The sequence below is a fragment of the Brucella sp. NBRC 14130 genome (assembly GCF_040371715.1).
GTDB classification, from domain to species: domain Bacteria; phylum Pseudomonadota; class Alphaproteobacteria; order Rhizobiales; family Rhizobiaceae; genus Brucella; species Brucella intermedia.
This window is the reverse complement of the sequence record NZ_BAABTE010000026.1, coordinates 1-21,381: the sequence shown is the minus strand read 5'-3', so window position 1 is coordinate 21,381 and position 21,381 is coordinate 1. Positions and strand designations below refer to the sequence as shown.

Sequence of the window (21,381 nt, the reverse complement as noted above, 5' to 3'; positions counted from 1 at the left end):
CGCCGATCATCGTGAGTTACGACAAGCCGCCACTGACATGTGGCGCGAAATCACGTGCCTGAAATCCGCATGACAGATGCGCCAAAGAATACGTTACGTCTGCACTCTCGTTAAAGTAACAGTGCCATCTGCAGATGTGATGAAACCCGGTCCGCCTCCATCAGCGGGCAGACCTCCATCTCCTTGTGCGCCGGATCCTCCGGCCCCGTCTGCGCCCCAATTGCCGGAGTCCTGTTGCGTTACGCCATTATTATCGATGTGACTGGAACCGCCCCCTTGGCCATTGCCGACCCCTCCGTCGCCGCTGCGCCCGGGGACACCAAGGCCGCCTGGCGCACCACAGCCCGTAAAATCGCTCGGGCTACATATGCCAGCCCAGGATGGTGTGATCCCACCTGGACTAATAAGCAATACCTGTATGGGGAGGAGGGCAATGAGAAAAACGTTGGGAACAAATGCAGTTGAAGCAAACCAAAATGATTTTCGAGCACGCGGTAAAACCTGGTTTTGCGAAGATCTGGTTTTAGAAAAATTATGCCCCATTACTGGCCCCCTGTTTCGCAGTTAGCTACTACGTTGCAGCTTTATATATCAGCAACGACTTCATTGCCAACCGACCACATAAACAATGCAATATAAACAAGGATAGGACTTGATCATTAAAGTAGATGCATAGCTCTCTGGCGATTAAGCTGCGATGGAGGACTGGGTTTCTCGCGCTAATAGCCTCTACGCCTGTCCGCCGTGCCATTTGGAGATATTGCAATAGTCGAACCTCTCTGCGTATTGGTCGCCGTTGAGCGTTGGTTGCACTACGATGTTTAAGACAAGCCGGAAACCGGGCGGAAAGGCGTTGGCGAAACTGACGCCATTTCACAAGGAAAACCTCTGAGCATGACCAAACGCCCGACACGTTTAAATCTGTTACCTCTCTCCATCTGGGATCAAATGTTTAACTAACAGATGGTCGACACTTCGTTGACGAGCCAGTCGCGAAAAAGCTGCAGCGCCTGGTTGGTGGCAATGTTTTCTTGGGAGCATATAAACTTGTAGGATTCCTCGGGCTCGAAATAGCGCTCGGACACAATACACAGGCTTCCGCGCTCCACGTCGTTTTTGACCAGAGGTCGATGAGAAAAACCGATGCCCTGTCCGGAACGAGCAGCCGCCAACAATGTGTGTTGGTCGTCAAAAAAGAGGTTTGAATTGGCGGTTAGATCATCAAATCCGTGGTGGGATATCCATCTTTTCCAGTCCTTTACGTCCCGATAATGCAAGCGAGGAATGCCAGGGTCCACGAGAAGATCTTCTGGATTTGCCACATTGGCCAGAAGTAAGGGACTGCAGACAGGTACCAGTTTTTCTTTTAGAAGTTCGATGTTGTACATGCCTGCTGGCGGATGCAGACAATATTTTATCTGTGCGTCTTCTGTATCCTGAGCGATGGAATCTATGTCGATATTATTCAGGTGAAGCTGGATGCCTGGATTTTGCTTCAAGAAGCCAGCAATCCTGCTCGCGATCACTTCCATTGCGAAAAAAGGACCGGCGCGAACCCGGAGGATTTTGGTCTTGTTGTCCTGTCCGATCAGCGTCGCAACTGCGCCGATTTCATCAAATGCGCGAGCACAAACCTCCAGCAGCAGCGCGCCTTCTGCGGTAACGGATACACCGCGCGAGCCGCGAATAAGCAACTGACAACCCAACGACTGTTCCAGGAGTTTGATTTGATGGCTCACAGCGCCCTGACTGACTGCAAGCTCTTCTGCGGCGGCAGTGAAGCTTTGGCAATGTGAAACGGCCTCAAAAGCCCTTAAGGCTTTCAAGCTTGGGAGTTTTCGCCGCTTCGCCCTTGAAGTCATATCGTCATGAATTTTTCTAATACCATTGAATAGTTCTTTTGCATTGATCGACCCACGGCACAAGCATAATCGTCAATAAACAAAAAACGCCCTTGGGTATCATTTGGTTCTGGTCTCGCACTTCAGAGAGCATCTCAGATGTACCGGACAACGGCGTATAAAAGGAGAACGAAACGTGCTTACGCAAGCTAAAATGGGAATTGTTGCTGCTCTTGTTGCCGTATGTGGCGCGCTTCCGGCCCACGCTGAAGAAATCCGCATGGGAGCTGAAGGTGCTTATGCCCCCTTCAATTATCTGGACCCGAGCGGGCAGCTCAAAGGCTTTGATATCGACGTCGGCAATGCGATCTGTGAGAAGCTGAAAGCTGATTGCGTATGGAGCGCTAACGAGTGGAGCGGGATTATTCCGGCGCTTCAGTCAAAGAAGTTCGACATCATGGCTTCGTCAATGGCTATTACTGAATCGCGTATGCAGCAGGTCAGCTTCTCCGATCCCTATTATTACAACACCATGCGGTTTGTTGCTTTGAAGGAGCTTGGCCTCAAGGATGTGACGCCGGAAAGTGCCAAGGGCAAGGTCATAGGCACCCAGACAGGCTCTATCGCAGTCGATGCTTTGCAGCGCTTTTTCCCCAATAATGAGGTGAAACTCTATCCGACACTTGAAGAAGCCTTCCTGGATATCGAGAATGGCCGCATTGACCTCTTGCTGGAATCCAAGTTCGCTCTCAGCGATTGGATTAAGAAGGGTGCAGATTGCTGCGAATTTGTCGGCAACGAGTTCCTTCTGGATGGAACTCTGGGTGCCGGAATGGCCTTCCGCAAGGATGACGTTGAACTGCGAACGCGCGTCAACAAGGCGCTTGCGGAGATCATCCGAGACGGTAGCTACGACAAGATCAGTGCCAGGTACTTTGATTTCGACATCAGGGAAAAGCCGAAATTCGCGAGTGAAATCTTCGCGAAGTAGTTTGCTCCCATTGCCACCCAGAGTACCTGATTTGAGACACCACATCAGATCAGGTGCTCACTGCGTGTGGCATTGTCAGGTCAGCCATTTCGTTTCGACCAACACAGAGTGGTCTTCGCCGACAAAAGAAAGGTCCATCCGTGTCCTATCGCGTTGCGATCATTGAACTCATCAATGAAAGTAATACCTTCACGCAAAATCGCACGAGCATCAGTGATTTTCGGGCGTCGCATTATTTCAAGGGCGATGAGATTCCAGCCAATTTCCGAGGCACCGGCTCAGAGGTCGGTGGCGCGATAAAGGTTGCGGATGAAAAGAGCTGGACGCCTGTTTATATCACCGCAGCCCATGCGGAACCTAACGGACCGGTGCTTGAAACTGCGCGTCAGGAAATCACCGGCGAGTGCCTGCGGCGGCTGAAGGAAGCCGGACCTTTTGACGGCATATTTGTTGCTCTGCATGGTGCCATGGTGACGGAGACCGATCAGGATGGCGACAGCCAGTTCCTTCGGGAGATCCGGTCGGTGGTTGGTTACGCTGTGCCGATCGCCATCACCCTGGACCTTCACGCGAACATTTTTGATGAATTGGCTGATCTGGCGCAGATCGCAGTTTCATTCCGGACTTATCCTCATATCGATATGAGTGAGGTCGGAGTAGAGGCCTGTTCGTTGCTGGATCAAGCCATGAAAGGGGAAATCGAACCTGCGCTGGCCATTGGGCGCCCACCAATGCTTCTTGGTTGTGATGATGGTCGCACAACAGATAACGGTCCCATGTGCCGCCTGCTCGAAAGTGCATACGGTGAGATGCAACAACCGGGAATCCTTAATGTGGCGGTCAATGCCGGTTTTACCGATGCTGATGTCTGGGCGGCGGGCCCGAGTGTGATCGTCACCTTCGACTGTAAACGCGTTAGCCGACAAACCGCTTGCGATGTCGCGGACAAGATGTGCGATGAAATCTGGGCTTATAAGGATCAGTGGTCGCAGCCGATACCTCTCGATGAATGTATTCGGCAATTGAAGGAGGCCCGAGGGGCCGAAGGCACGATTGTCGTCGCTGATTTTTCCGATAATCCCGGTTCGGGGGCCTATAGCGATTGCACTGCGCTCATTGCAGCGATGCTTCAGGCAGGTGTGACCAATGCTGCCGCAGGCGCGATTCTCGACCCCGAAGCGGTGGCGGAGATTGCAGCCAAGGCGATAGGAGAGACTGTTACGGTAACGATCGGCGGCAAATCTGATCCATCAGTCGGTGGCGGTCCTTTGACCGTGACAGGTCGTGTCATGTCGGTCAGCGACGGTGCCTTCGTCTTTGAGGGGCCGATGTTTACGGGTTTGCCCGGCACAACCGGAAAAGCCGTGTGCCTCCGCGTCGAGGGGATCGATATCATGATTGTGTCGGAACGCATGCAGATGCTGGACCAGAACATTTTTCGTATCGTCGGCATCGAGCCGAAAGAAAAATCCATTCTGGCGGTCAAATCAATGCAGCATTTCAAAGGGGCGTTCGGCGCGATTGCGACACAGATCCTTGTCACCGATGCTGGTGGCCTGAGCTCGCCTGACCTGTCGAGACGGACTTATGCTCGCGTGCGGCGTCCGATTTTCCCCCTGGACACACTGCCGGATCAACATCACTAAGTGTGCTGGTGAAACTATTGGACTTTTGACAGCGAACAGGGAATTTAATTCGGTAGAGGGGAACAATCAGGATGACGTTTCGTCACCATCGAACTCCTGGACCAGATTGATCATTTGTACTCATGGATGGGGTGTCCGATGCACGCAGCGCCAATCTTCGCCGGGTTAAAAATCGAGGCGGCTGAAATACGTGTCATACGTTTGCCGCTGCTCGTGCCTTTCGTGATTTCCACCGGAACAATGACTGAAAAGATCATTCCGGTCCTCACCCTGCGATCTGGAGGACTGGAAGGATACGCCGAAGGCGTGATGGATCCGTTGCCGGATTATCTGGAGGAGACTATCTCCGGTTCGCTCTCTTTCCTGCGGGACGTCCTGCTGCCACAGATCGTTGGGAAACGCTTCTCCGGTCCGGCGGATCTGTCCGCAATTCTTGATCCGTGGCGCGGGCATAGAATGAGCAAGGCCATGGTTGAAATGGCCGTGTGGGACCTTTGGGCGAAAGCACTGAACCTGCCATTGAGCGTTGCGCTTGGCGGCGTTCGCGATGCTATCGATGTGGGTGTCAGCCTTGGGATTGCCGATATTCCAACGACGATTGACCGGGTCGCGGCCTCGCTCGATGCCGGTTACAAGCGCGTTAAGCTGAAGATCAGGCGCGGTCATGATCTCGCAATGATTCAGGCGGTCCGCGAGCGTTTCCCAGATGCCAAGCTGACAGTTGATGCCAATACGGACTACCGGCTTTCCGACTTGCCTCTTCTGAAAGCAATGGATGCTTTCGCACTCGATTATATCGAACAACCCCTGGCTTTCGATGACATTAGCGACCATGTCCATGTGCAGGAAAAGCTGCTGACTGCCATCTGCCTGGACGAGAGCATTCGGTCTTCGGTGGATGCGCGCAAGGCGCTTGTCGCAGGAGCTTGCCGTGTCATAAATATCAAGGTGGGTCGGGTCGGTGGACATAGTACGTCACGCGCGATTCACGATGTTTGCGCAGCCTTCGATGTACCTGTATGGTGCGGCGGGATGCTTGAAGCAGGCATTGGCCGGGCCCACAATATTCATCTGTCCACCCTGCCGAATTTCACCAAACCGGGGGACACATCATCCGCCAGCCGCTATTTCCCGCGCGATATTGTCAACGAGCCGCTGGAAGCTGAAAATGGACGAATGGCCGTTCCCAAGAACGGTCCGGGTATCGGTGTGACGTTGGACCATGCATTTCTCGATACGGTCACCAGCCACCGTGAGGATTTCGTCGCATGAGCGTAATATTGGTCCGCGAGCTCGCCTCTCTCCACGAGATGAAGGATTCGGAGACCGTTCAGCGGCTGGTGTGGGGAGAGGACGATCCTGTCGATGCCTCAGACCTGTTGCTTGCAATCCAGCACGAAGGCGGCCTTGTTGCCGGAGCGTTCGATGGCGGGAAGATGATTGGCTTCATCTTTGGTTTCCCAAGTGCAACGCCGGGCGTTCAGCATTCTCACCGTCTGGCGGTTCTTCCGGAAGCAAGAGGCTTGAAACTTGGCGCGCGGATGAAGTGGTTCCAGCGCGATTGGTGCCTTGCGAGAGGCATTACGCATGTGCGCTGGACCTATGATCCGATCCGGGCGGTCAACGCCAGTCTGAACATTGCGAGCCTTGGGGCCACATCGTCCACTTATCATATCGACTATTACGGCCCAATGGTCGGCATCAATTCTGGCTTGCCTTCGGACCGAATCGTGGCTGACTGGCAATTGGACGATCTGCGTGTAGAAGCTCGATCTCGCGGCCAGAAACTTGAGTTTCCCGCAGATGCTCGACGCGTGAAAATACCGGGCGATATCGATCACCTGCTTGCAATTGATCCGGCGGCTGCAATGAATGCAAGGGTGTCGCTTCGCCAACAGCTGCTGACTGCCTTCGACGAAGGTAAGCGTATTGTTGGCTTCGACCAGCAGGCCGCGACATATTTATTGGTTTAAAGCCGACAGTTGAAATTTCAGGCAAGCCGGATGCCTATCCGTGCGTTGTTGGTACAGCCGTTTGACCAACAATCGGCCTTCTGTGTAGTCGGCGAGCACTGCTTCATGTTTGTAGCGTGGCTGATCTAAGCCGGGGTGTTCGGTTCGCTAGACCGCAGGCTTGTTAAGCAACCGTAAACAACCTTGACCGCGCAGACAGTGATCGTTCACAAGATGACGGATCAACAGAAGCTCCGGGAGTTTGTCCAAGAGCGTCTGGCCAAGGCGAATGGAAATAATCATGAATGAAATCATCTGCCCGCATTGCAACAAGGCATTCAAAATTGATGAGACGGGCTATGCCGATATACTGAGGCAGGTGCGTGACAGTGATTTCGAGAAACAGCTGCATGAGCGCTTGGAGTTGGCTGATCAGGACAAGCGTAACGCTGTTAAGCTTGCACAGGCTAAAGTTGCCAATGAACTGCAGAAGACTGCCGCAGCCAAGGATTCTGAAATCCAGGAACTGAGGGCGAGACTTGAATCCGGTGAAGTCGCGCAGAAACTCGCAGTTGCTGAGGCGCTGGGTGCTGTCGAAAAACAACGCGATACTCTTTTGTATGAGCTTGAGAAAGCAAGAAGGGAGCAAGAAACTGCATCAAAACTGGCCCAGGCGACGCTTATTGCCGAACTACAGAAAATAGCCGCTACTAAAGACGCGGAGATCCAGAGCCTGAAGGCCAGGCTCGATGCGGGGGCGCTTTCGCAGAAGCTCGCGGTTACCGAAGCCGTCATAACAGTTGAGAAAGAGCGTGACGAACTGAAGAATGGACTTGCTCGGATCACGCTCGAAAAGCAGCTTGCTGAAACTGCACTTAGGGACAAATACGAAACGCAGCTGAAGGATCGCAACGACGCAATCGAGCGTCTGAGGGATATGAAAGCGAAACTATCGACAAAAATGGTCGGCGAGACGCTGGAGCAGCACTGCTCAATCGAGTTTGACCGCATTCGTGCGACCGCTTTCCCCCGCGCGTATTTTGAGAAGGATAACGACGCGCGCAACGGTAGCAAGGGGGACTTCATCTTCCGCGAGAGGGATGATGCAGGTTCTGAAATCGTCTCGATCATGTTCGAGATGAAGAACGAAAATGACGAGACGGCTACCAAGAAGAAGAACGAAGACTTTCTCAGGGAATTAGACAAGGACCGGAGCGCGAAAGGCTGTGAATACGCCGTTCTGGTCTCGTTGCTTGAGCCTGAGAATGAGCTCTACAACACCGGGATCATTGACGTATCCCACCGCTATCCGAAAATGTACGTCGTGCGACCGCAGTTTTTCATCCCGATTATCACGCTGCTGCGCAATGCGGCGATGAACTCGCTCCACTACAAGAATGAGCTGGCACTGGTGAAGGCACAAAATGTCGACATCACAAACTTCGAATCCCAGCTTGACGACTTCAAAGCCGCATTCGGGCGCAACTGGCGTCTGGCTTCAGATGGCTTTGAGGAAGCAGTCAAACGCATCGACGAAGCCATCAAGGATCTGGAGAAAACGAAGGAAGCGCTTCACAAGTCTGCCAATAACTTGCGGCTTGCAAACGACAAGGCGGAAGACCTGACGGTCAAACGGCTCACCCGCGGAAATCCAACGATGGCCATCAAGTTTGCCGAACTCAAGCAGAACGGTATGGATGATAATTAATGAGCAAGTAAGCAGATTTTGGTGAAGCGCTGCCTATTCCCCGTCACGTCAAGAGATGTGCGATGACCTGCTCCTCTGAAATTTCCTCGCAGTTTGACTGCAGATGCCGGGATTGCACGAGGGACGCTCTATCATAATGTCGGTGACAAGAAGGGTTTGCTGGCAGTGATCGTCGCTCCAGTCGACTTAAAAGTGGCACTGCGCGCGCAGCAGGCGGCGATAAGCGTGCCGAACGAATGTGAAGCCTTACTGCTGGAAGGCGCGATATAGGTTGAAATGGCGCTCGATCCTCGGATGCGCCGCACCGCCTCGTTCGTTGAACATGCTTTTCTTAGAGATCCGACGCAGTGGTCGACCCAGAACGCTTGCGTGGAAGTGACAAAGCAAACGATAGGCAGGCTGATAGCGGCGCAGCCCGTCAGGCGGGTGGACGTCGGAACAGCTGCCCGCCTGCTGTGCGGGACGACGGTGAACGCAGTCTTTTGGGTTGCGGCAAGTGAGGAACTGCGTTTTGTCCAGCCCAATCATCGGAACAAGCGTCATCGCCAGCACCATCATCAAAAAACTTCAGCAATGCAGACAGCAAGGACCACAATGCACAGGCTGCCGCTCTTGTGGTCGATATGCGGTCAATGGATAGTAGCCAGCAGGCTGCTGTGGCGCGCGAACTCAATCAAGACTAAGAGGCTTCCCGTTTCTATCGCTCTCAACGACATATATTTATGAGTAATAGAAGTCACCCCTATCCCTCACCGACGGTATTGTGGAGGAAATCCGTGCGCCAGTTTCCGTCATTCAAATCTGAATCTGGCAGTCCCGAGAGAAGATGCACGTAAAACGACTTTCTAAATCACCTCCAGCAGGCATGTCCTGTGCGCCGTGTTTGAGTGCGTTTTCGATAAGGCTTCGCGCCGGCTAGAATTAACTCAGCTGATGCATGATTTAGTGTTGAAAAGGCAGAGTTCGAGAGTGCTGCGTGCGCTGACCCCCAACATTTGAAATCTGGTGTGATCCAGTTTAAATCTGGTTGCGTATAATGCTGATGAACACAAAATTTTCGTTCCTCTCGCAATAGTGGCACATGGAAGCTCAGCATTAATTTACAGGTTCTGACTTCGCTACTTCTGAGCGGATGGGGTTTAATACGGATGAATGGACAGACCGCAACTGAAGATCAGCCTTCAATGGAAGAATTGATGCTGGCGGTCAGTTCCCGACGCGACGTGGACGCTTTCGAGGTGATTTTCAAGCATTTCGCACCCCGGGTGAAGGCTTATATGGCCAAACTGTCTGCTGATACGCAAACAGCGGAAGAATTAATGCAAGAGACTATGATTGCGGTCTGGAACAAGGCAGATCAGTTCGATGTTGCCAAAGGAGCCTTGTCCACCTGGATTTTCACCATTGCACGAAACCAGCGCATCGATGCAGTGCGACGCGCCCGGCGCCCGGAGTTCGACCCAACCGATCCGGCCTTTGTGCCCGATGAGGAACAGCTCGCTGACCTGAGTATTGCCGAGCGGCAATCCGCCAGCCAGTTGCGCGCTGCAATGGCCGACTTGCCGAAGGAGCAATCTGTCTTGCTTGAACTCGCTTATTTCGAGGAACGCACGCATAGCGCCATCGCAAAGAAGCTGAACCTCCCGCTTGGTACGGTTAAATCCCGCCTGCGGCTGGCATTCAACAAATTGCGCGCAGCGCTCGATAATTCGGGAGCGCACTGATGGATATCAAGCATCATTTGAGCGACGAACTCCTTTCAGGCTATGCTGCAGGCACGTTGGCCGAGGGTTGGAGCATCGCAGTCGCCACTCATCTTGCGCTCTGCCCGGCCTGCCGTTCAAGGCTCAAGCAGTTTGAACAGATTGGCGGACAGCTTCTTGACGCGGTTGAGCCGCAGAAACTCGAAGTATCCACATGGGATAGTTTCAAGGACAGGTTGCAGAAGACACCGCAATCAAGGGAACCTTCGGCACCGCGCTTCGAGATAAAGCAGCCTGCCGTGATACCGGAACCACTGCGATCCTACGTCGGTGGCGATTTGCCGGAGCTGAAATGGAAATCGCTTGGCCGGGGTGCCTATCAGGTGTCAATTGAAACTCGAGACAGCGAAACGCAGGTTCGACTTTTGCGAATTCCCGCAGGAAAGCCGGTGCCAGAACATGGGCATGGCGGTCGCGAACTGACATTGGTGTTGAGCGGCAGTTTCCATGATGGAACCGGGCTTTTTGCGCGCGGTGATATTGAGGAAGCGGATGCTGATCTCGTGCATCAACCGATTGCCTCATCGGATGGCGATTGCATCTGTCTTGCGGTGACTGACGCACCGCTCAAATTCCAGAGCTGGCTTATGCGGCTCATGCAGCCATTGATCGGCATCTAAAGAAAGGCGGCATATTTGCCGCCTTTTTCATTAGTTCAACACGACAATTGCCGCATTCAATGCTGTCGCCAGCGACAGCCATATGAGGTAAGGCACGAATAGCAGTGCCGAGATGCGATCTGGTTGCCATGCGCGAATGATAAACAAAAGCACGCAAAGCCAGACGCCGATGATTACGACAAGCCCCAGCACGGTCATGTGAGCGCCGAAGAAAATAGGCGTCCAGAGGAAGTTCAATACCATCTGGCCAAACCACGGTCCGCGCCGCTGCCAACCACGATCGTTTATCCATGTGCGCCAGCCTGCAGTGGCAATGAAGATATAAAGTATCGTCCACATGGGGCCAAAGGCAGCGTTAGGCGGGGTAAACCAAGGTTTTTGAAGCGCTGCATACCATTCGCCCGGCGGGAAACCGATACCGATTGCCATTCCTACGACAATGATGACGAGGACGACGGCGGCCAGAAGACCCCATTTTTGCATATTCTTACTCCAACCTAGCCGCTGATCCGTGACGTAACACAATAGCCAACATAGGCTGACGCGGTAGACAGGAGAGTGCCCCAGACCATGTCTGCGATTGTCAGGGTCCATGACCAGTTTTTCAAAGTGGCCTGATTGGTCAGATCATAAGTCGCATAAGCGACAAATCCGAGAAGCGCCCCGTGAACGAGTGTGACTGTACCACTACCGGCCAGAAGTCCGGGCTTGACCGCGAAGAAAACCAGTCCAAACACGAAAATCACATAGAAAACGACAGCTGGTGCGAGACGAAAACCCGGCGCAAGCATGTCACCCATGACAGGGCGGTAAAACACGTTCGCCATGTTTGACAACCAAACGGAGTCGATTGCCAGAAATGCAACCGCTGTCACTAAATAGGCTATGAGATAATCTTTCATCGATAGCTCGCTCTCTTACTTGATGCGGGTCCAGCCCACATTGCGACACAGGAGGCTAGCCAGAACGCAGCCATTGGTCGTCATAGTGTCGCCGTCGACTTTCACCCTGATCTTGTAGGTCAGGTTGCGTTGCGGATCGAAAGCCGTACCAGAATATTGCCCGTCCGCAGTTTCGTTAATGCTCATCACCAGCCGGTCGCCGGTTTTCTCTTTTGGTGTTCCGGGCTTGATCCAGGTGTTGGTCGCGCAGAGATCCTTGCCGCATCCCACAACTCTCACCCGCGCGTTGCCATCTCCGCGCGCCCAGTTACCGTTGATCTCAGCCGGCTGCGCCGAGAAAGGAAACAACACCATCATCGTGCCGACCGTCAGTATCCATTTCATCGACGCTTCCTTCGTTAGTAGGTGTGGAGTCTAAGCATGTTCAATCGTGTAGAGCCCAACGTTGATTGCTCCTTCCTCGAACCCACCTTCGCAATAGCAAAGGTAGTATTCCCAAAGCCGCCGGAATTTATCGTCAAATCCAAGCTTCTCGATTTCAGGCCAGTTGGCGATAAAGCGCTGACGCCATTCGGCAAGCGTAAGCGCATAGGAACGGCCGAAATGCTCGGTCTCCTTCAAAACCAGACCGGCCTTTGCAAGGTCGCGTTCAAGCACTTTATCCGACGGCAGAAAGCCTCCCGGAAAGATGAATTTCTGGATGAAATCGGCCTTGCGACGATAGTTTTCGTAGCGTGTTTCTTCTATCGAAATGACTTGCAGGACGGCTCGACCGCCGGGCTTGAGACAGCGTTTCAGGGTTGCGAAATATTCCGGCCAATAGGCTTCGCCAACGGCTTCAAACATTTCGATTGATACAATGCGGTCGAACTGGCCCTGGACATCGCGGTAATCCTGCAAGCGAAAGTCAACGGCTTCGCTGAGCCCGACGTTTTCAACTGCGGCATTTGCCCAGGTGAGCTGCGACGGCGACAGGGTTATTCCTGTCACATGGGCATTACGACAGTTTGCGAGATAGCCAGCTAAAGCACCCCAGCCACAACCGATCTCCAGAATTCTTTCGCCGCCCTCAAGCGCCAGTTTTTCAGAAATATACTGCAACTTCTGCTCTTGGGCACTTTCAAGGCTAAGGGTCGTCTCAGTCCAGATCGCTGATGAATAAAGCATCGAAGAGTCGAGCCACCGGGCATAGAAATCATTGCCGAGATCGTAGTGGGCTTCGATGTTGCGCCGGCTGCCGCGACGCGTGTTTGCATTGAGCAGATGTCCGATACGGTTCAGCGCTCGCGTCCAACCAGATCCGCGTAATGTGGATACAAGCGTATCGCGATTGCGCGCCGCAAAACGGATGACCGATGTGAGATGGGGCGATGTCCATTCGCCTTCGATATAGGCTTGGGCAAAGCCGATATCCCCGCCCGTCAGCAGGCGACGCAGGCTGTTCCATTTAACAATTGCAATTTTGGCTTCCGGTCCGGGCAATCGACCGTTAACGGCAATGACCTGACCGTCGGGCAGCGAAAGCACCAATCGCCCATGCTGAACCTGCTTCAGCAGCCGTTTCAACACGATAGCCGAGGGGCTGAAAGCCGGTCGTTCAGTCCGGCTTGATGCCGATAGTTGATGATATTCGTCGAGCTGGCTCATGCGGCCTTGTTCCTCTGCTGGGCGGTCTCGTTACGAACAGATGTGATGGAAATCTCAGGCGCTGCGGGTCGTTTGCGTAAACCGATGCCCTTCAACCATATTTTCAGCGCCTCCCAGTGAATGCCGCCAATCACTTTCAAGGTGAGAAACGGAATTGTAAGAAAGGCGCGTAGCAAGGCGGCGTCGCTCAATTCAACCCGGCGCGCCAGATGGCGAGCAGTCAAAAGCAGGCCTTCATCGTCAAAACTGTTGATCCGGATGGAAAGCCAGTCTGCGGGAGGCGTGACTTCAAACTCATATCGCAGCTTCATGTCCATGAAGGGCGAGACGTAAAAAGCCTTGTCGCAGCTTTGTACGATGCGTCCGTTAACGCAGTTATGGACCGGGATCATATAGCCGTGGCGCTGGCGGAAAGTATTATCAACTTCCCAAAGGATTGCCACAAGCTCACCGCCACAATTATAGCAGAAGAAAACACTGAGCGGGTTAAATGCCCAGCCCGCAATACGCGGCATAGTGAGCAGGCGGATCGCACCGCCATCAGGCAGTATTCCGGCTGCCTCCATGGCATGTTCCACCTGCTTACGCAGCGGCAGAGCCGATCCATCGCCTCTGTCTTTCCTGTAGAAAGAAAACAGATTGAAACGGTCAAGTGAAAACAGCTTCAATTTGCGATCGAGGGCTTCCACTTCATCAAGGTCGAGCAGGAGCGAGTAGATTTTATAGGCCAATTTGTGAACCTTCGGTCGTAACCGCGCATGGGTCACATGACCGGGAAACAGTGCCGACTGGAAGCTGTCGGTCATGCCAGTGCCCTTTCCCGGAGAGTCAAACTCTGGCGAACGATGCGCCCACTTTCCTGCTCGACCAGCCATGGGCGGCGCATACCGCCCAGATCTTCTGCCACGGCGAGACCGGCCTGAAGACCGTCCTCATGAAAGCCGGAGCCGAAATGCGCGCCGCAAAACCATGTCCGGCGCTGCCCTTGCAAGGACCAGATTTCTTTCTGCGCACGATCCGTTGCCATGTCGAAAATCGGATGTTCATAGATCTCGCGACGGATCACCAGTTCCTCGCGCGGTGCACGACAAGGATTGAGCGTAACAAAAGTCTCAGGCGCGTTGCCCAGCGGTTGCAGGCGGTTCATCCAGTAAGTAATGGATGGTTGCGTCGGGCCAGTGGCTGCGTTGGTAAGGTAATTCCAACTGGACCACGCCGCACGACGATTGGGCATCAGTGAAATATCGTTGTGCAGCACCGCTTCATTTCGTGAATATTGAAACGCGCCAAGAATGCGGCTTTCATCCCCGCTCCGATCGGCCAACATCCGCAAAGCCTGATCGGCATGCGTGGCAATCACAACATCGTCGAACACATGGGAAATGCCGTTTCCGTCGATCAACTCGACGGAATGTTCGGCACGTCGCACGGATTTGATCGGTGTTGAGAGCCTGATCCGGTCCGCATAGGGCTTTGTGATCCGCCTTAGATATTCCCGACTGCCGCCAGTTACCGTACGCCAGATTGGCCTGTCACGAAGAGCAAGAAGACCGTGATTGCAACAGAAGCGGACGAAGCTTGCAGCCGGATATTGCCCGACTTCCATGGCAGGGGTGGACCAGATCGCTGCCGCCATCGGATAAAGATGATCATCACGAAAAGCCCGGCCATAACCATTGCGTTCAAGATAATCATCAAGCGAAATACCGCCCATGATACTCAGGTCTTTTGGTGCATTGCGATAAAATCGCAAGAGATCGCGGATCATCGACCAGAAGCGCGGGCTGACCAGATTGGAGCGCTGGGAAAAGAGGCCGAGGCGGGTACCGCCGGAATATTCGTAAGCGCCGTTTCCGACTGAAACGGCAAACGACATGTTCGACGCGGCGGTTGGAACTTCAAGCGCGCGAAACAGGGCGGTCAGATTGGGATAGGTCACTTCATTATAGACAATGAACCCGGTATCGACGGCCACAGGACCATGACCGCTCTCAAATTCGACGGTGTTGCTATGACCGCCAATGCGGTCCGATGCTTCAAATAAAGTCACATCGTGGCGTTGCGAAAGCAGCCATGCAGCAGACAATCCGGAAATCCCGCTACCGATGATCGCGACGCTGAGATGCTTATGGCTGCCCGGACTGTTCGTGATATCCATAGTCCCTCTCTTCACCGCGAGTTGAGGCTGCGTGTGTGCTGCATTTTCATCGTTTTACGTTTTGAGAAGAAGTTTGGTTCAATCGGCGACCAAACTTTTTGATTTTTTTGAGCCGCTTAAGAAACCAAGCAGACAAACAGAACGTATTGCATGAGGAAAAGCGAACTCCCAATAAAGGTCCGCCATGCAACCCGGTCTGCTCTTAGTTGTTGCCATCAGCCTGTCTGCCATCATGGCATTTGCCTGGGCGCTTGAACGAAAGACCGGTAAAAGCGGCTGGATCGATGCCATCTGGTCGTTTTCAGTGGGGGTGGGCTCAGTCATAGCCATTATTCTTGCAGATGCGACATGGCAACGGCGCATAGCTATCATGATCCTCATTCTGGTGTGGTCGCTGCGTCTTGGCTTTCATATCGCCAAGCGCAGCATGCGCCATGGCGAAGACCCGCGTTATGCAAAGCTGCTAAAAGAATGGGGCGAAAACGCTTCCGTTCGCTTATATTGGTTTTTGCAGATACAGGCTCTCGCAGCCTTCATTTTGGTTGGGACTGTCTATCTCGCTGTGGTTGGTCGCCCCGGTTTTCCATATGTCGGGGATATGGTCGGGGTTGCAATCATCGCCATAGCGTTGATTGGTGAAGCGCTGTCTGATGCGCAGCTTGCGCAGTTTCGCATGACTCCAGAAGCCAAAACAGAAATTTGCGAAACCGGTCTTTGGGCTTTTTCCAGACATCCCAACTATTTCTTTGAATGGCTGTTCTGGTGCGCGTGGCCGTCGATGGCAATTACCGGATCGCCATGGAGTTGGCTGTCGCTGCTTGCTCCGATCCAGATGTATTGGCTGCTGGTGCATGTCTCCGGCATCCCTGCGCTTGAAGAACACATGCTGAGATCGCGGGGTGAAAAATTCCGTGCTCTGCAAGGCCGGGTCAACGCGTTTTTCCCTGGTCCCCGAAAAACACCGGGAAGATTACGGCGTTCGTCATGAATATGGTGAGATTTTTGCGTCTGAAAACATGTCCTGCAACCGTTTAACGAAGGAGCAATGAATGATTGCCAAAGCGCTTGTATGGTTGCGCAACGATCTGCGCCTTGCTGACAATCCTGCCCTTCATGCCGCATTCAAGCTGGGTGGCGCGATCACGGCCCTTTTTGTGCATGAGTCCAATCCGCAATTGCGTGACCCGGGCGCTGCCGTCCGTTGGTGGCTGGAACAGAGCCTGGACTTGCTGGCAAGAAGTCTCAATGAACGAAATATAGAGTTGATTGTTGCCGACGGCGAAGCGCTCAATATCATCGAACAATTAATTGAGGAAAACAACTTTGATACCGTTTTCTGGAACCGTCGTTATGCTCCTCAAGAGCGAGAAGTCGATGCAGTCATCAAATCCGGCTTAAAGGACAAAGGACTGCGCGTGGAGTCTTTTGCAGGCAATCTGCTGGTGGAACCCTGGGAGATCAAATCCGGCAACGGCGGATCTTATCAAGTTTTTACACCATATGCCAAATCACTGCGCCAGCATGGTGTGAGCAGACCACTACCCTTGCCAGACCGAAGTGTCGAGACGACGACCGTCAAACACACGCCCAAGCAGAAAAACTACAAAGAGGCTGTCTGGTCCAGAAAGATGAGCGGTCTTTGGATGATCGGCGAAGCGGCTGCCATTGACCAACTGTATCATTTCTTCGATACAACTATTCGCGATTATGCCGGAGATCGAGATCGTCCCGATCTTGACAGCACATCAAAACTTTCGGCCCATTTGCGCTTCGGCGAAATTAGCCCGAGACAAGTCTGGCATGCTACTGTGTCACTTATGGATCAAGATCATAGTACTGTGCCTGGTGGTCAAAAATTTCTTTCTGAACTGATTTGGCGAGATTTCCATTATCATCAACTTTATTATCGTCCAGATATTGCTGAAATAGACATGCGCGACACTCTGGCCAATACTCGCTGGCAAAGCAATTCAGTGGGGATCAATTCCTGGAGGAGGGGTAAAACAGGCATCCCGATAATCGATGCTGGTATGCGTCAGCTCTGGGCGACAGGCTGGATGCACAACCGCGTGAGAATGTTGGTGGCATCGGCCTTATGCAAGAACATGCAAATCGATTGGCGCGAAGGGGAAAAATGGTTCTGGGATACCTTAGTGGACGCGGATGTCGCGAGCAATCCGGGGAACTGGCAGTGGGTAGCCGGTTGCGGGATGGATGCCGCCCCATATTTCCGGGTTTTCAATCCGGTCCTGCAAGGAGAAAAATTCGATACAAAAGGCGTTTATGTGCGCAAATGGGTGCCCGAGATTGCAGCACTACCGGATTGTTGGATTCATAAACCCTTTGCTGCGCCCCCGGCGGTTTTGCGCGAAGCCGGAGTGGTTTTAGGACAGACTTATCCACTTCCCATCTTCACCCCATCAAAAGCTTGCTAGCACTTTAGGTGTTTGGTCCCAGCATGTGTTGGTGTATCTTTGACGCCAATACAAAGGGAAGCTCTATGGGTCAATTTCCGCTCGGGAGCGCTCAGGCACGGACGCCATTCGAGCAAAGCTACAGCGGTCGATAGCTCCGGTCGCGGAACTGCCGCGTCGCTATGGGATCAACGAAAAGACGGTAAGCAAGTGGTGATCCAGATCGGACATGATCGACGCGCCGATGGGACCCGAGGAACGTAAATGCACTATTCTTTCAGTGCTGGAGCTGAAACGAGACCTCAATGCCGCGCTCGGCAAAGAGGTCTTCAACGTCGCGAAAACTGAGCGGAAACCGATAATAAAGCCAAACCGCATGCGCGATGATCTCAGCAGGAAAACGATGGCGGTGATAGTGAAACTGGTGTTCTTCGGTCATGCCCAGCCTTATCATCCAACTACGCACATTTCCGTTAAGGCGACCCCACCCTTCGAAGTTGAAAAATGCCGAACTTGTTTTCGAATTCTTCGAGTGAGTTAGAAAGTCGAAGCACTTTTCAGGCAAGTCTCCTCCTAAATGACTTCAAAACCCATGGCTCGCCCCGGGGGATTTTGACGTTCTACCATTTGGGAAGTGCGTTCGCGTTAGAAATGAAAATTGGACGCCTTTTCACCAATCTGCCTAAACCCGAGATGCAGCGCCTCCACCACGTTTCCAAACTCGCCTCTTGAAAACGTTCCAAGTGCCAATTTAAGAGCTTCCTGCCATGAGGGGCCTCTGTGCCAAGCTTCCGAAAACGCTGTTGCCAGATCGCCTTCTCTGCGGGTCTGAATGAGGGCGTCAATTAAGGCTTTCGACTGCATCAGATCCTTATCCCGCTTCGAATAGCCTGCCGCATCCGTTCGCCTGCGGGTGCTGACTATCAACTTATGCACGGCAAAGCGTTCTGGAGCCGGAATCGTGACAGGCACACCGCTTTTATGGAGCATTACGGTTCGGATCGGCTCATGGATCAAGAAATCCAGAAACCGCAACGGCTGAGCACTCGCACCCCCAAGGGCAGGCATTGGCGAAGCATGTCCCGACAGGTCATCACTGCCACGATTTGGCGTCAAGAACTCGACCTTGTAGCGTTTCGAATTTTCATATTGTGTGGTGTATCGGCCGTCATTGTGATGGGGGATTTCCCTGAACGTTTCATCAAGCTGCTTCAAAAGATCGAGCATCGGCGGCAGACTGTCCCCCACAGCAACCGACACAGAATGGAATTGGGCGAAATCAGTATCGCCTGTCTGCATAGCACTGATCGGCAGCTTGATCCCCAGAAGACCTGAATAGCATTGAAATGCGACCGTCCCTACCAAGACGCCGTGCAGCCGGAAGAAGCCCGCGTTGCCGAGGGCCTCGACAACATCACCGGTGAAATTCTCCGGCTTCGGCAAGCCTGCATTTCGGGTCAAGGTCGAAACGAGTTGCCGACGTGATTTGAGATCGTTCTTGATTTCATTGAACGCCCGAACGCGTTTTGTGATCTCCTCGTCTGAGATCGGTCCAACATATTTTCGGTGGGCTACACCATCCGTTCTGATTTGGAAATACCAGAATTCTTTGTCTTTAGATGTCTGCCTGACAAAATTGCCATCGGTCGAGAACTCTGTCGCAAACGATGCATCCAGGGATCGCTGTTCGAGCTCCGAGAACATGGTTTTAAACGTGATGTCGATCTCTTTCATCGGGCGTTGTACCTCTTCCGCAATTTGTGTACAACCGATAGCACAGACTTAGTAATGGAGCAAAGGTTATAAACAATTCGCAATTTGTGTATAACAAAATTCCGGCCAGTGAGGTGGCGTCGCCTTAACGATCTCCGGCGTAGATAGTGCGTATATGTGGAATGTTCGGACGGCACTGTCCCATGCGATATCACGCTGTCAATCGGCGTTTAAACGGGACCCCTTATCGGCGTCCAAAAAGTACCCCTCCTTTAGGTTGCAAGGTATAGCGTGCGCGGGCCCGGAACTTTAAATTTAGTGCAGGGTCTGCGCGCGCGGATCGTTAGCGTTCTTCGGCTTTAGCTTTGAGAGCGATTTTTGAAGCGCCACGATTCATTTCCCGTTTCAACGATCTCGCAATGATGGGTAAGCCGGTCGAGCAGAGCGGCGGTCATTTTTGCATCGCCGAAGACTGTCGGCCATTCGCCGAACGTCAGGTTTGTGGTGACGATGATTGAAGTCCGCTCGTAGAGCTTACTGATGAGGTGGAACAGCAACTGTCCGCCGGCCTGGGCGAACGGAAGATAGCCAAGCTCGTCCATAATGACGAAATCGAGCCTGGAGATAAAGTCGGCAAGACGCCCCTGCTTACCATTACGCGCTTCCGTTTCAAGACGATTGACGAGATCGACGACGTTGTAGAAGCGCGCGCGCGCGCCGTTGCGGATCAAGGCACGGGCAAGTGCGATGGACAAATGGGATTTTCCAGTGCCAGTTCCTCCAACGAAAACGATATTGTGCTGCTCGGCAAGGAAAGCTCCGCTCGCAAGCTGGCGCACCAGTCCTTCATTGACCGGCGTGTCAGGTCGCCGACAATGCGCGGTGGTTCGTGCTGGCGCTTGATGCCAGAGGCCATGATCTCGTCATAGGCGCTGCGCATGCCGTAAAGCTTCAGCGTGCTCATCATGTCGAAGATTTGGGATCGTTCCATATCAGCTTGCCCTCCTGAGGCTGTCATAACGTGCGCAGTCTGCCACAGGCTCATGGGTCAGGCGCAGCGCATCGGGGATGGAAAGAATGGCGGCGGGCTGTGGGTCTCGCTTGCGAGCCAGAATGTTGATGATCACAGCGGCGGAGAATACGCCTTGATCAAGCGCCTCCTGGCAGGCCGCTTCGACTGCAGGAAGGCCGTCGATACTGACACATTCCAGGATCGACACCATCTGCCGGTCCCCATCATGCATGGCCTTGAGCTTTCGCCGAACATGCTCCATGGAGGCTGGCAGGACCCAATCAAGGAATGGTGCACCGTTCCTCAGTGCTCCCGGCTTGCGCGTCAGGACCGGAACATAATGCCATGGATTATAAATCGTCTCGCCACGGCCGAAGCAGCGTTCATGCTGGCCGATCTCGACACCATTTTGCCGTATGACGATGCGGTCGGCATAAGCATGTATCTCGGCCGGGCGGCCAACGGCAGTCGATAGCACCGAATATTTGTTGTTGTCGAAACGCACGAGGCAGGTCTTGCCGATCGAGGCCTGTATTGCGTGGAAGCCATCGAACTTGCCGGGATAACCGACCAGATGAGCCTTCTCCTCTTCGAATACCTCCCAGATCGTGCGCTCCGTCTGATCGACATGCTTATGAGCGCGCGCGTAGCTGATGCATTTATCCAGTAGCCAGCCGTTCAACTCATCGTAAGATTTGAAGCGTAGCCGTGGCGTGAAGAAGCGTTCCCGGACCAGATTAACTTGGTTCTCGACCTGACCCTTCTCCCAGCCCGACGCCGGTGTACAGGCCACTGGCTCGACCAGAAAATGACTTCACATTTGCTGAAAGCGTCGATTGTATTGCCGCTCTTTACCGACGAAGACCGTTTCCACTGCGGTCTTCATATTATGGGATGGACGCCTCCCTCCGAACCTTCAGAATGAAAGGCCAACCAAAGGAGGAAGTCATGACATTCGAATTGCTCGCAATCGATCTCGGAAAGTCGTCGTTTCATCTGCACAGCATTGCTTCA

19 protein-coding genes and 4 pseudogenes are annotated in these 21,381 nt (G+C 53.2%); 12 read left to right on the top strand and 11 right to left on the bottom strand.

What is annotated here, in order from left to right; translation table 11 throughout:
- Positions 1-956: 956 nt before the first annotated feature.
- Positions 957-1,925: a LysR family transcriptional regulator gene (locus ABWW28_RS26125; RefSeq protein WP_006469976.1), complete on the bottom strand. Its 969-nt coding sequence runs from the start codon at positions 1,923-1,925 to the stop codon at positions 957-959.
- A gap of 40 nt (positions 1,926-1,965) precedes the next feature.
- Here ABWW28_RS26125 and ABWW28_RS26120 point away from each other — a divergent pair, with 40 nt between their 5' ends.
- From ABWW28_RS26120 to ABWW28_RS26080, 9 genes are all read left to right on the top strand, one after another.
- The gene (locus ABWW28_RS26120; protein ID WP_247886267.1) at positions 1,966-2,832 is read left to right on the top strand and encodes an ABC transporter substrate-binding protein; all 867 of its coding nucleotides are present in this window, start codon (positions 1,966-1,968) and stop codon (positions 2,830-2,832) included.
- 140 nt (positions 2,833-2,972) lie between these two features.
- Entirely contained in the window at positions 2,973-4,478 is a 1,506-nt protein-coding gene (locus ABWW28_RS26115) for a M81 family metallopeptidase (RefSeq protein WP_039853460.1), read from the top strand.
- A 138-nt stretch (positions 4,479-4,616) separates the two neighbouring features.
- Positions 4,617-5,750: an o-succinylbenzoate synthase gene (menC, locus tag ABWW28_RS26110; RefSeq protein WP_006471161.1), complete on the top strand. Its 1,134-nt coding sequence runs from the start codon at positions 4,617-4,619 to the stop codon at positions 5,748-5,750.
- An 8-nt stretch (positions 5,751-5,758) separates the two neighbouring features.
- Entirely contained in the window at positions 5,759-6,451 is a 693-nt protein-coding gene (locus ABWW28_RS26105; protein ID WP_235691699.1) for a GNAT family N-acetyltransferase, read from the top strand.
- A gap of 280 nt (positions 6,452-6,731) precedes the next feature.
- The gene (locus ABWW28_RS26100) at positions 6,732-8,138 is read left to right on the top strand and encodes a DUF2130 domain-containing protein (protein ID WP_176588517.1); all 1,407 of its coding nucleotides are present in this window, start codon (positions 6,732-6,734) and stop codon (positions 8,136-8,138) included.
- A 93-nt stretch (positions 8,139-8,231) separates the two neighbouring features.
- Positions 8,232-8,408, top strand: a complete 177-nt coding sequence (locus ABWW28_RS26095; RefSeq protein WP_353392725.1) for a hypothetical protein — start codon at positions 8,232-8,234, stop codon at positions 8,406-8,408.
- A 6-nt stretch (positions 8,409-8,414) separates the two neighbouring features.
- Positions 8,415-8,864, top strand: coding sequence for a TetR family C-terminal domain-containing protein (locus tag ABWW28_RS26090; protein WP_006469983.1), 450 nt, complete (start codon positions 8,415-8,417; stop codon positions 8,862-8,864).
- Positions 8,865-9,322: 458 nt separating this feature from the next.
- Positions 9,323-9,862 (top strand): sigma-70 family RNA polymerase sigma factor, encoded by a 540-nt coding sequence (locus tag ABWW28_RS26085; protein ID WP_063620341.1) that lies wholly within the window; start codon positions 9,323-9,325, stop codon positions 9,860-9,862.
- On the top strand, positions 9,862-10,521 hold the full coding sequence (locus ABWW28_RS26080; RefSeq protein ID WP_112672272.1) for a ChrR family anti-sigma-E factor: 660 nt from the start codon (positions 9,862-9,864) through the stop codon (positions 10,519-10,521). Before ABWW28_RS26085 ends, ABWW28_RS26080 begins: the two co-directional genes overlap by 1 nt.
- A gap of 30 nt (positions 10,522-10,551) precedes the next feature.
- On the opposite strand, the gene ABWW28_RS26075 is transcribed toward ABWW28_RS26080, so the two are convergent.
- Genes ABWW28_RS26075 through ABWW28_RS26050 form a run of 6 tightly spaced genes read right to left on the bottom strand, consistent with a single transcriptional unit; the run spans position 10,552 to position 15,228 of the window.
- On the bottom strand, positions 10,552-11,004 hold the full coding sequence (locus tag ABWW28_RS26075; protein ID WP_151599466.1) for a TspO/MBR family protein: 453 nt from the start codon (positions 11,002-11,004) through the stop codon (positions 10,552-10,554).
- Positions 11,005-11,018: 14 nt separating this feature from the next.
- Positions 11,019-11,423: a DUF2177 family protein gene (locus ABWW28_RS26070; protein WP_006469987.1), complete on the bottom strand. Its 405-nt coding sequence runs from the start codon at positions 11,421-11,423 to the stop codon at positions 11,019-11,021.
- A 15-nt stretch (positions 11,424-11,438) separates the two neighbouring features.
- Positions 11,439-11,807, bottom strand: a complete 369-nt coding sequence (locus ABWW28_RS26065) for a DUF2147 domain-containing protein (RefSeq protein WP_006469988.1) — start codon at positions 11,805-11,807, stop codon at positions 11,439-11,441.
- A 30-nt stretch (positions 11,808-11,837) separates the two neighbouring features.
- On the bottom strand, positions 11,838-13,070 hold the full coding sequence (locus ABWW28_RS26060; protein WP_151599467.1) for an SAM-dependent methyltransferase: 1,233 nt from the start codon (positions 13,068-13,070) through the stop codon (positions 11,838-11,840).
- Positions 13,067-13,876 (bottom strand): DUF1365 domain-containing protein, encoded by an 810-nt coding sequence (locus ABWW28_RS26055; protein ID WP_353392721.1) that lies wholly within the window; start codon positions 13,874-13,876, stop codon positions 13,067-13,069. The genes ABWW28_RS26060 and ABWW28_RS26055 overlap by 4 nt, the downstream gene beginning before the upstream one ends.
- Positions 13,873-15,228 (bottom strand): NAD(P)/FAD-dependent oxidoreductase, encoded by a 1,356-nt coding sequence (locus tag ABWW28_RS26050; RefSeq protein ID WP_006471167.1) that lies wholly within the window; start codon positions 15,226-15,228, stop codon positions 13,873-13,875. Before ABWW28_RS26050 ends, ABWW28_RS26055 begins: the two co-directional genes overlap by 4 nt.
- 184 nt (positions 15,229-15,412) lie before the next feature.
- Here ABWW28_RS26050 and ABWW28_RS26045 point away from each other — a divergent pair, with 184 nt between their 5' ends.
- The 3 genes and pseudogenes from ABWW28_RS26045 to ABWW28_RS26035 form a co-directional block, all read left to right on the top strand.
- A complete protein-coding gene (locus tag ABWW28_RS26045; RefSeq protein WP_063620344.1) occupies positions 15,413-16,216 on the top strand; it encodes a DUF1295 domain-containing protein in 804 nt (267 codons plus the stop codon).
- A 61-nt stretch (positions 16,217-16,277) separates the two neighbouring features.
- Positions 16,278-17,663, top strand: a complete 1,386-nt coding sequence (locus ABWW28_RS26040) for a cryptochrome/photolyase family protein (protein ID WP_063620345.1) — start codon at positions 16,278-16,280, stop codon at positions 17,661-17,663.
- Positions 17,664-17,728: 65 nt separating this feature from the next.
- Positions 17,729-17,931, top strand: a pseudogene (locus ABWW28_RS26035) (IS481 family transposase); the annotation flags it as partial.
- Here the strand turns inward: ABWW28_RS26035 and ABWW28_RS26030 are convergent.
- The 4 genes and pseudogenes from ABWW28_RS26030 to ABWW28_RS26015 form a co-directional block, all read right to left on the bottom strand.
- Positions 17,932-18,081 (bottom strand): annotated as a pseudogene (locus tag ABWW28_RS26030) (IS6 family transposase); the annotation flags it as partial.
- Between the two features lie 206 nt (positions 18,082-18,287).
- Positions 18,288-19,376, bottom strand: coding sequence for a nucleotidyltransferase family protein (locus ABWW28_RS26025; RefSeq protein WP_006469994.1), 1,089 nt, complete (start codon positions 19,374-19,376; stop codon positions 18,288-18,290).
- Positions 19,377-19,714: 338 nt separating this feature from the next.
- Positions 19,715-20,346 (bottom strand): annotated as a pseudogene (gene istB / locus ABWW28_RS26020) (IS21-like element helper ATPase IstB).
- A pseudogene (locus tag ABWW28_RS26015) lies at positions 20,279-21,256 on the bottom strand (Mu transposase domain-containing protein); the annotation flags it as partial. The pseudogenes ABWW28_RS26015 and istB, both read right to left, overlap by 68 nt.
- Positions 21,257-21,381 lie beyond the last annotated feature (125 nt).

What these genes read in the sequence shown, in the direction of transcription:
- menC (WP_006471161.1), top strand. Translation starts at nt 4,617, where the DNA reads ATGCACGCAGCGCCAATCTTCGCCGGGTTAAAAATCGAGGCGGCTGAA.
- ABWW28_RS26100 (WP_176588517.1), top strand. Translation starts at nt 6,732, where the DNA reads ATGAATGAAATCATCTGCCCGCATTGCAACAAGGCATTCAAAATTGAT.
- ABWW28_RS26090 (WP_006469983.1), top strand. Translation starts at nt 8,415, where the DNA reads ATGGCGCTCGATCCTCGGATGCGCCGCACCGCCTCGTTCGTTGAACAT.
- ABWW28_RS26085 (WP_063620341.1), top strand. Translation starts at nt 9,323, where the DNA reads ATGGAAGAATTGATGCTGGCGGTCAGTTCCCGACGCGACGTGGACGCT.
- ABWW28_RS26080 (WP_112672272.1), top strand. Translation starts at nt 9,862, where the DNA reads ATGGATATCAAGCATCATTTGAGCGACGAACTCCTTTCAGGCTATGCT.
- ABWW28_RS26075 (WP_151599466.1), bottom strand. Translation starts at nt 11,004, where the DNA reads ATGCAAAAATGGGGTCTTCTGGCCGCCGTCGTCCTCGTCATCATTGTC.
- ABWW28_RS26070 (WP_006469987.1), bottom strand. Translation starts at nt 11,423, where the DNA reads ATGAAAGATTATCTCATAGCCTATTTAGTGACAGCGGTTGCATTTCTG.
- ABWW28_RS26065 (WP_006469988.1), bottom strand. Translation starts at nt 11,807, where the DNA reads ATGAAATGGATACTGACGGTCGGCACGATGATGGTGTTGTTTCCTTTC.
- ABWW28_RS26060 (WP_151599467.1), bottom strand. Translation starts at nt 13,070, where the DNA reads ATGAGCCAGCTCGACGAATATCATCAACTATCGGCATCAAGCCGGACT.
- ABWW28_RS26055 (WP_353392721.1), bottom strand. Translation starts at nt 13,876, where the DNA reads ATGACCGACAGCTTCCAGTCGGCACTGTTTCCCGGTCATGTGACCCAT.
- ABWW28_RS26050 (WP_006471167.1), bottom strand. Translation starts at nt 15,228, where the DNA reads ATGGATATCACGAACAGTCCGGGCAGCCATAAGCATCTCAGCGTCGCG.
- ABWW28_RS26045 (WP_063620344.1), top strand. Translation starts at nt 15,413, where the DNA reads ATGCAACCCGGTCTGCTCTTAGTTGTTGCCATCAGCCTGTCTGCCATC.
- ABWW28_RS26040 (WP_063620345.1), top strand. Translation starts at nt 16,278, where the DNA reads ATGATTGCCAAAGCGCTTGTATGGTTGCGCAACGATCTGCGCCTTGCT.
- ABWW28_RS26025 (WP_006469994.1), bottom strand. Translation starts at nt 19,376, where the DNA reads ATGAAAGAGATCGACATCACGTTTAAAACCATGTTCTCGGAGCTCGAA.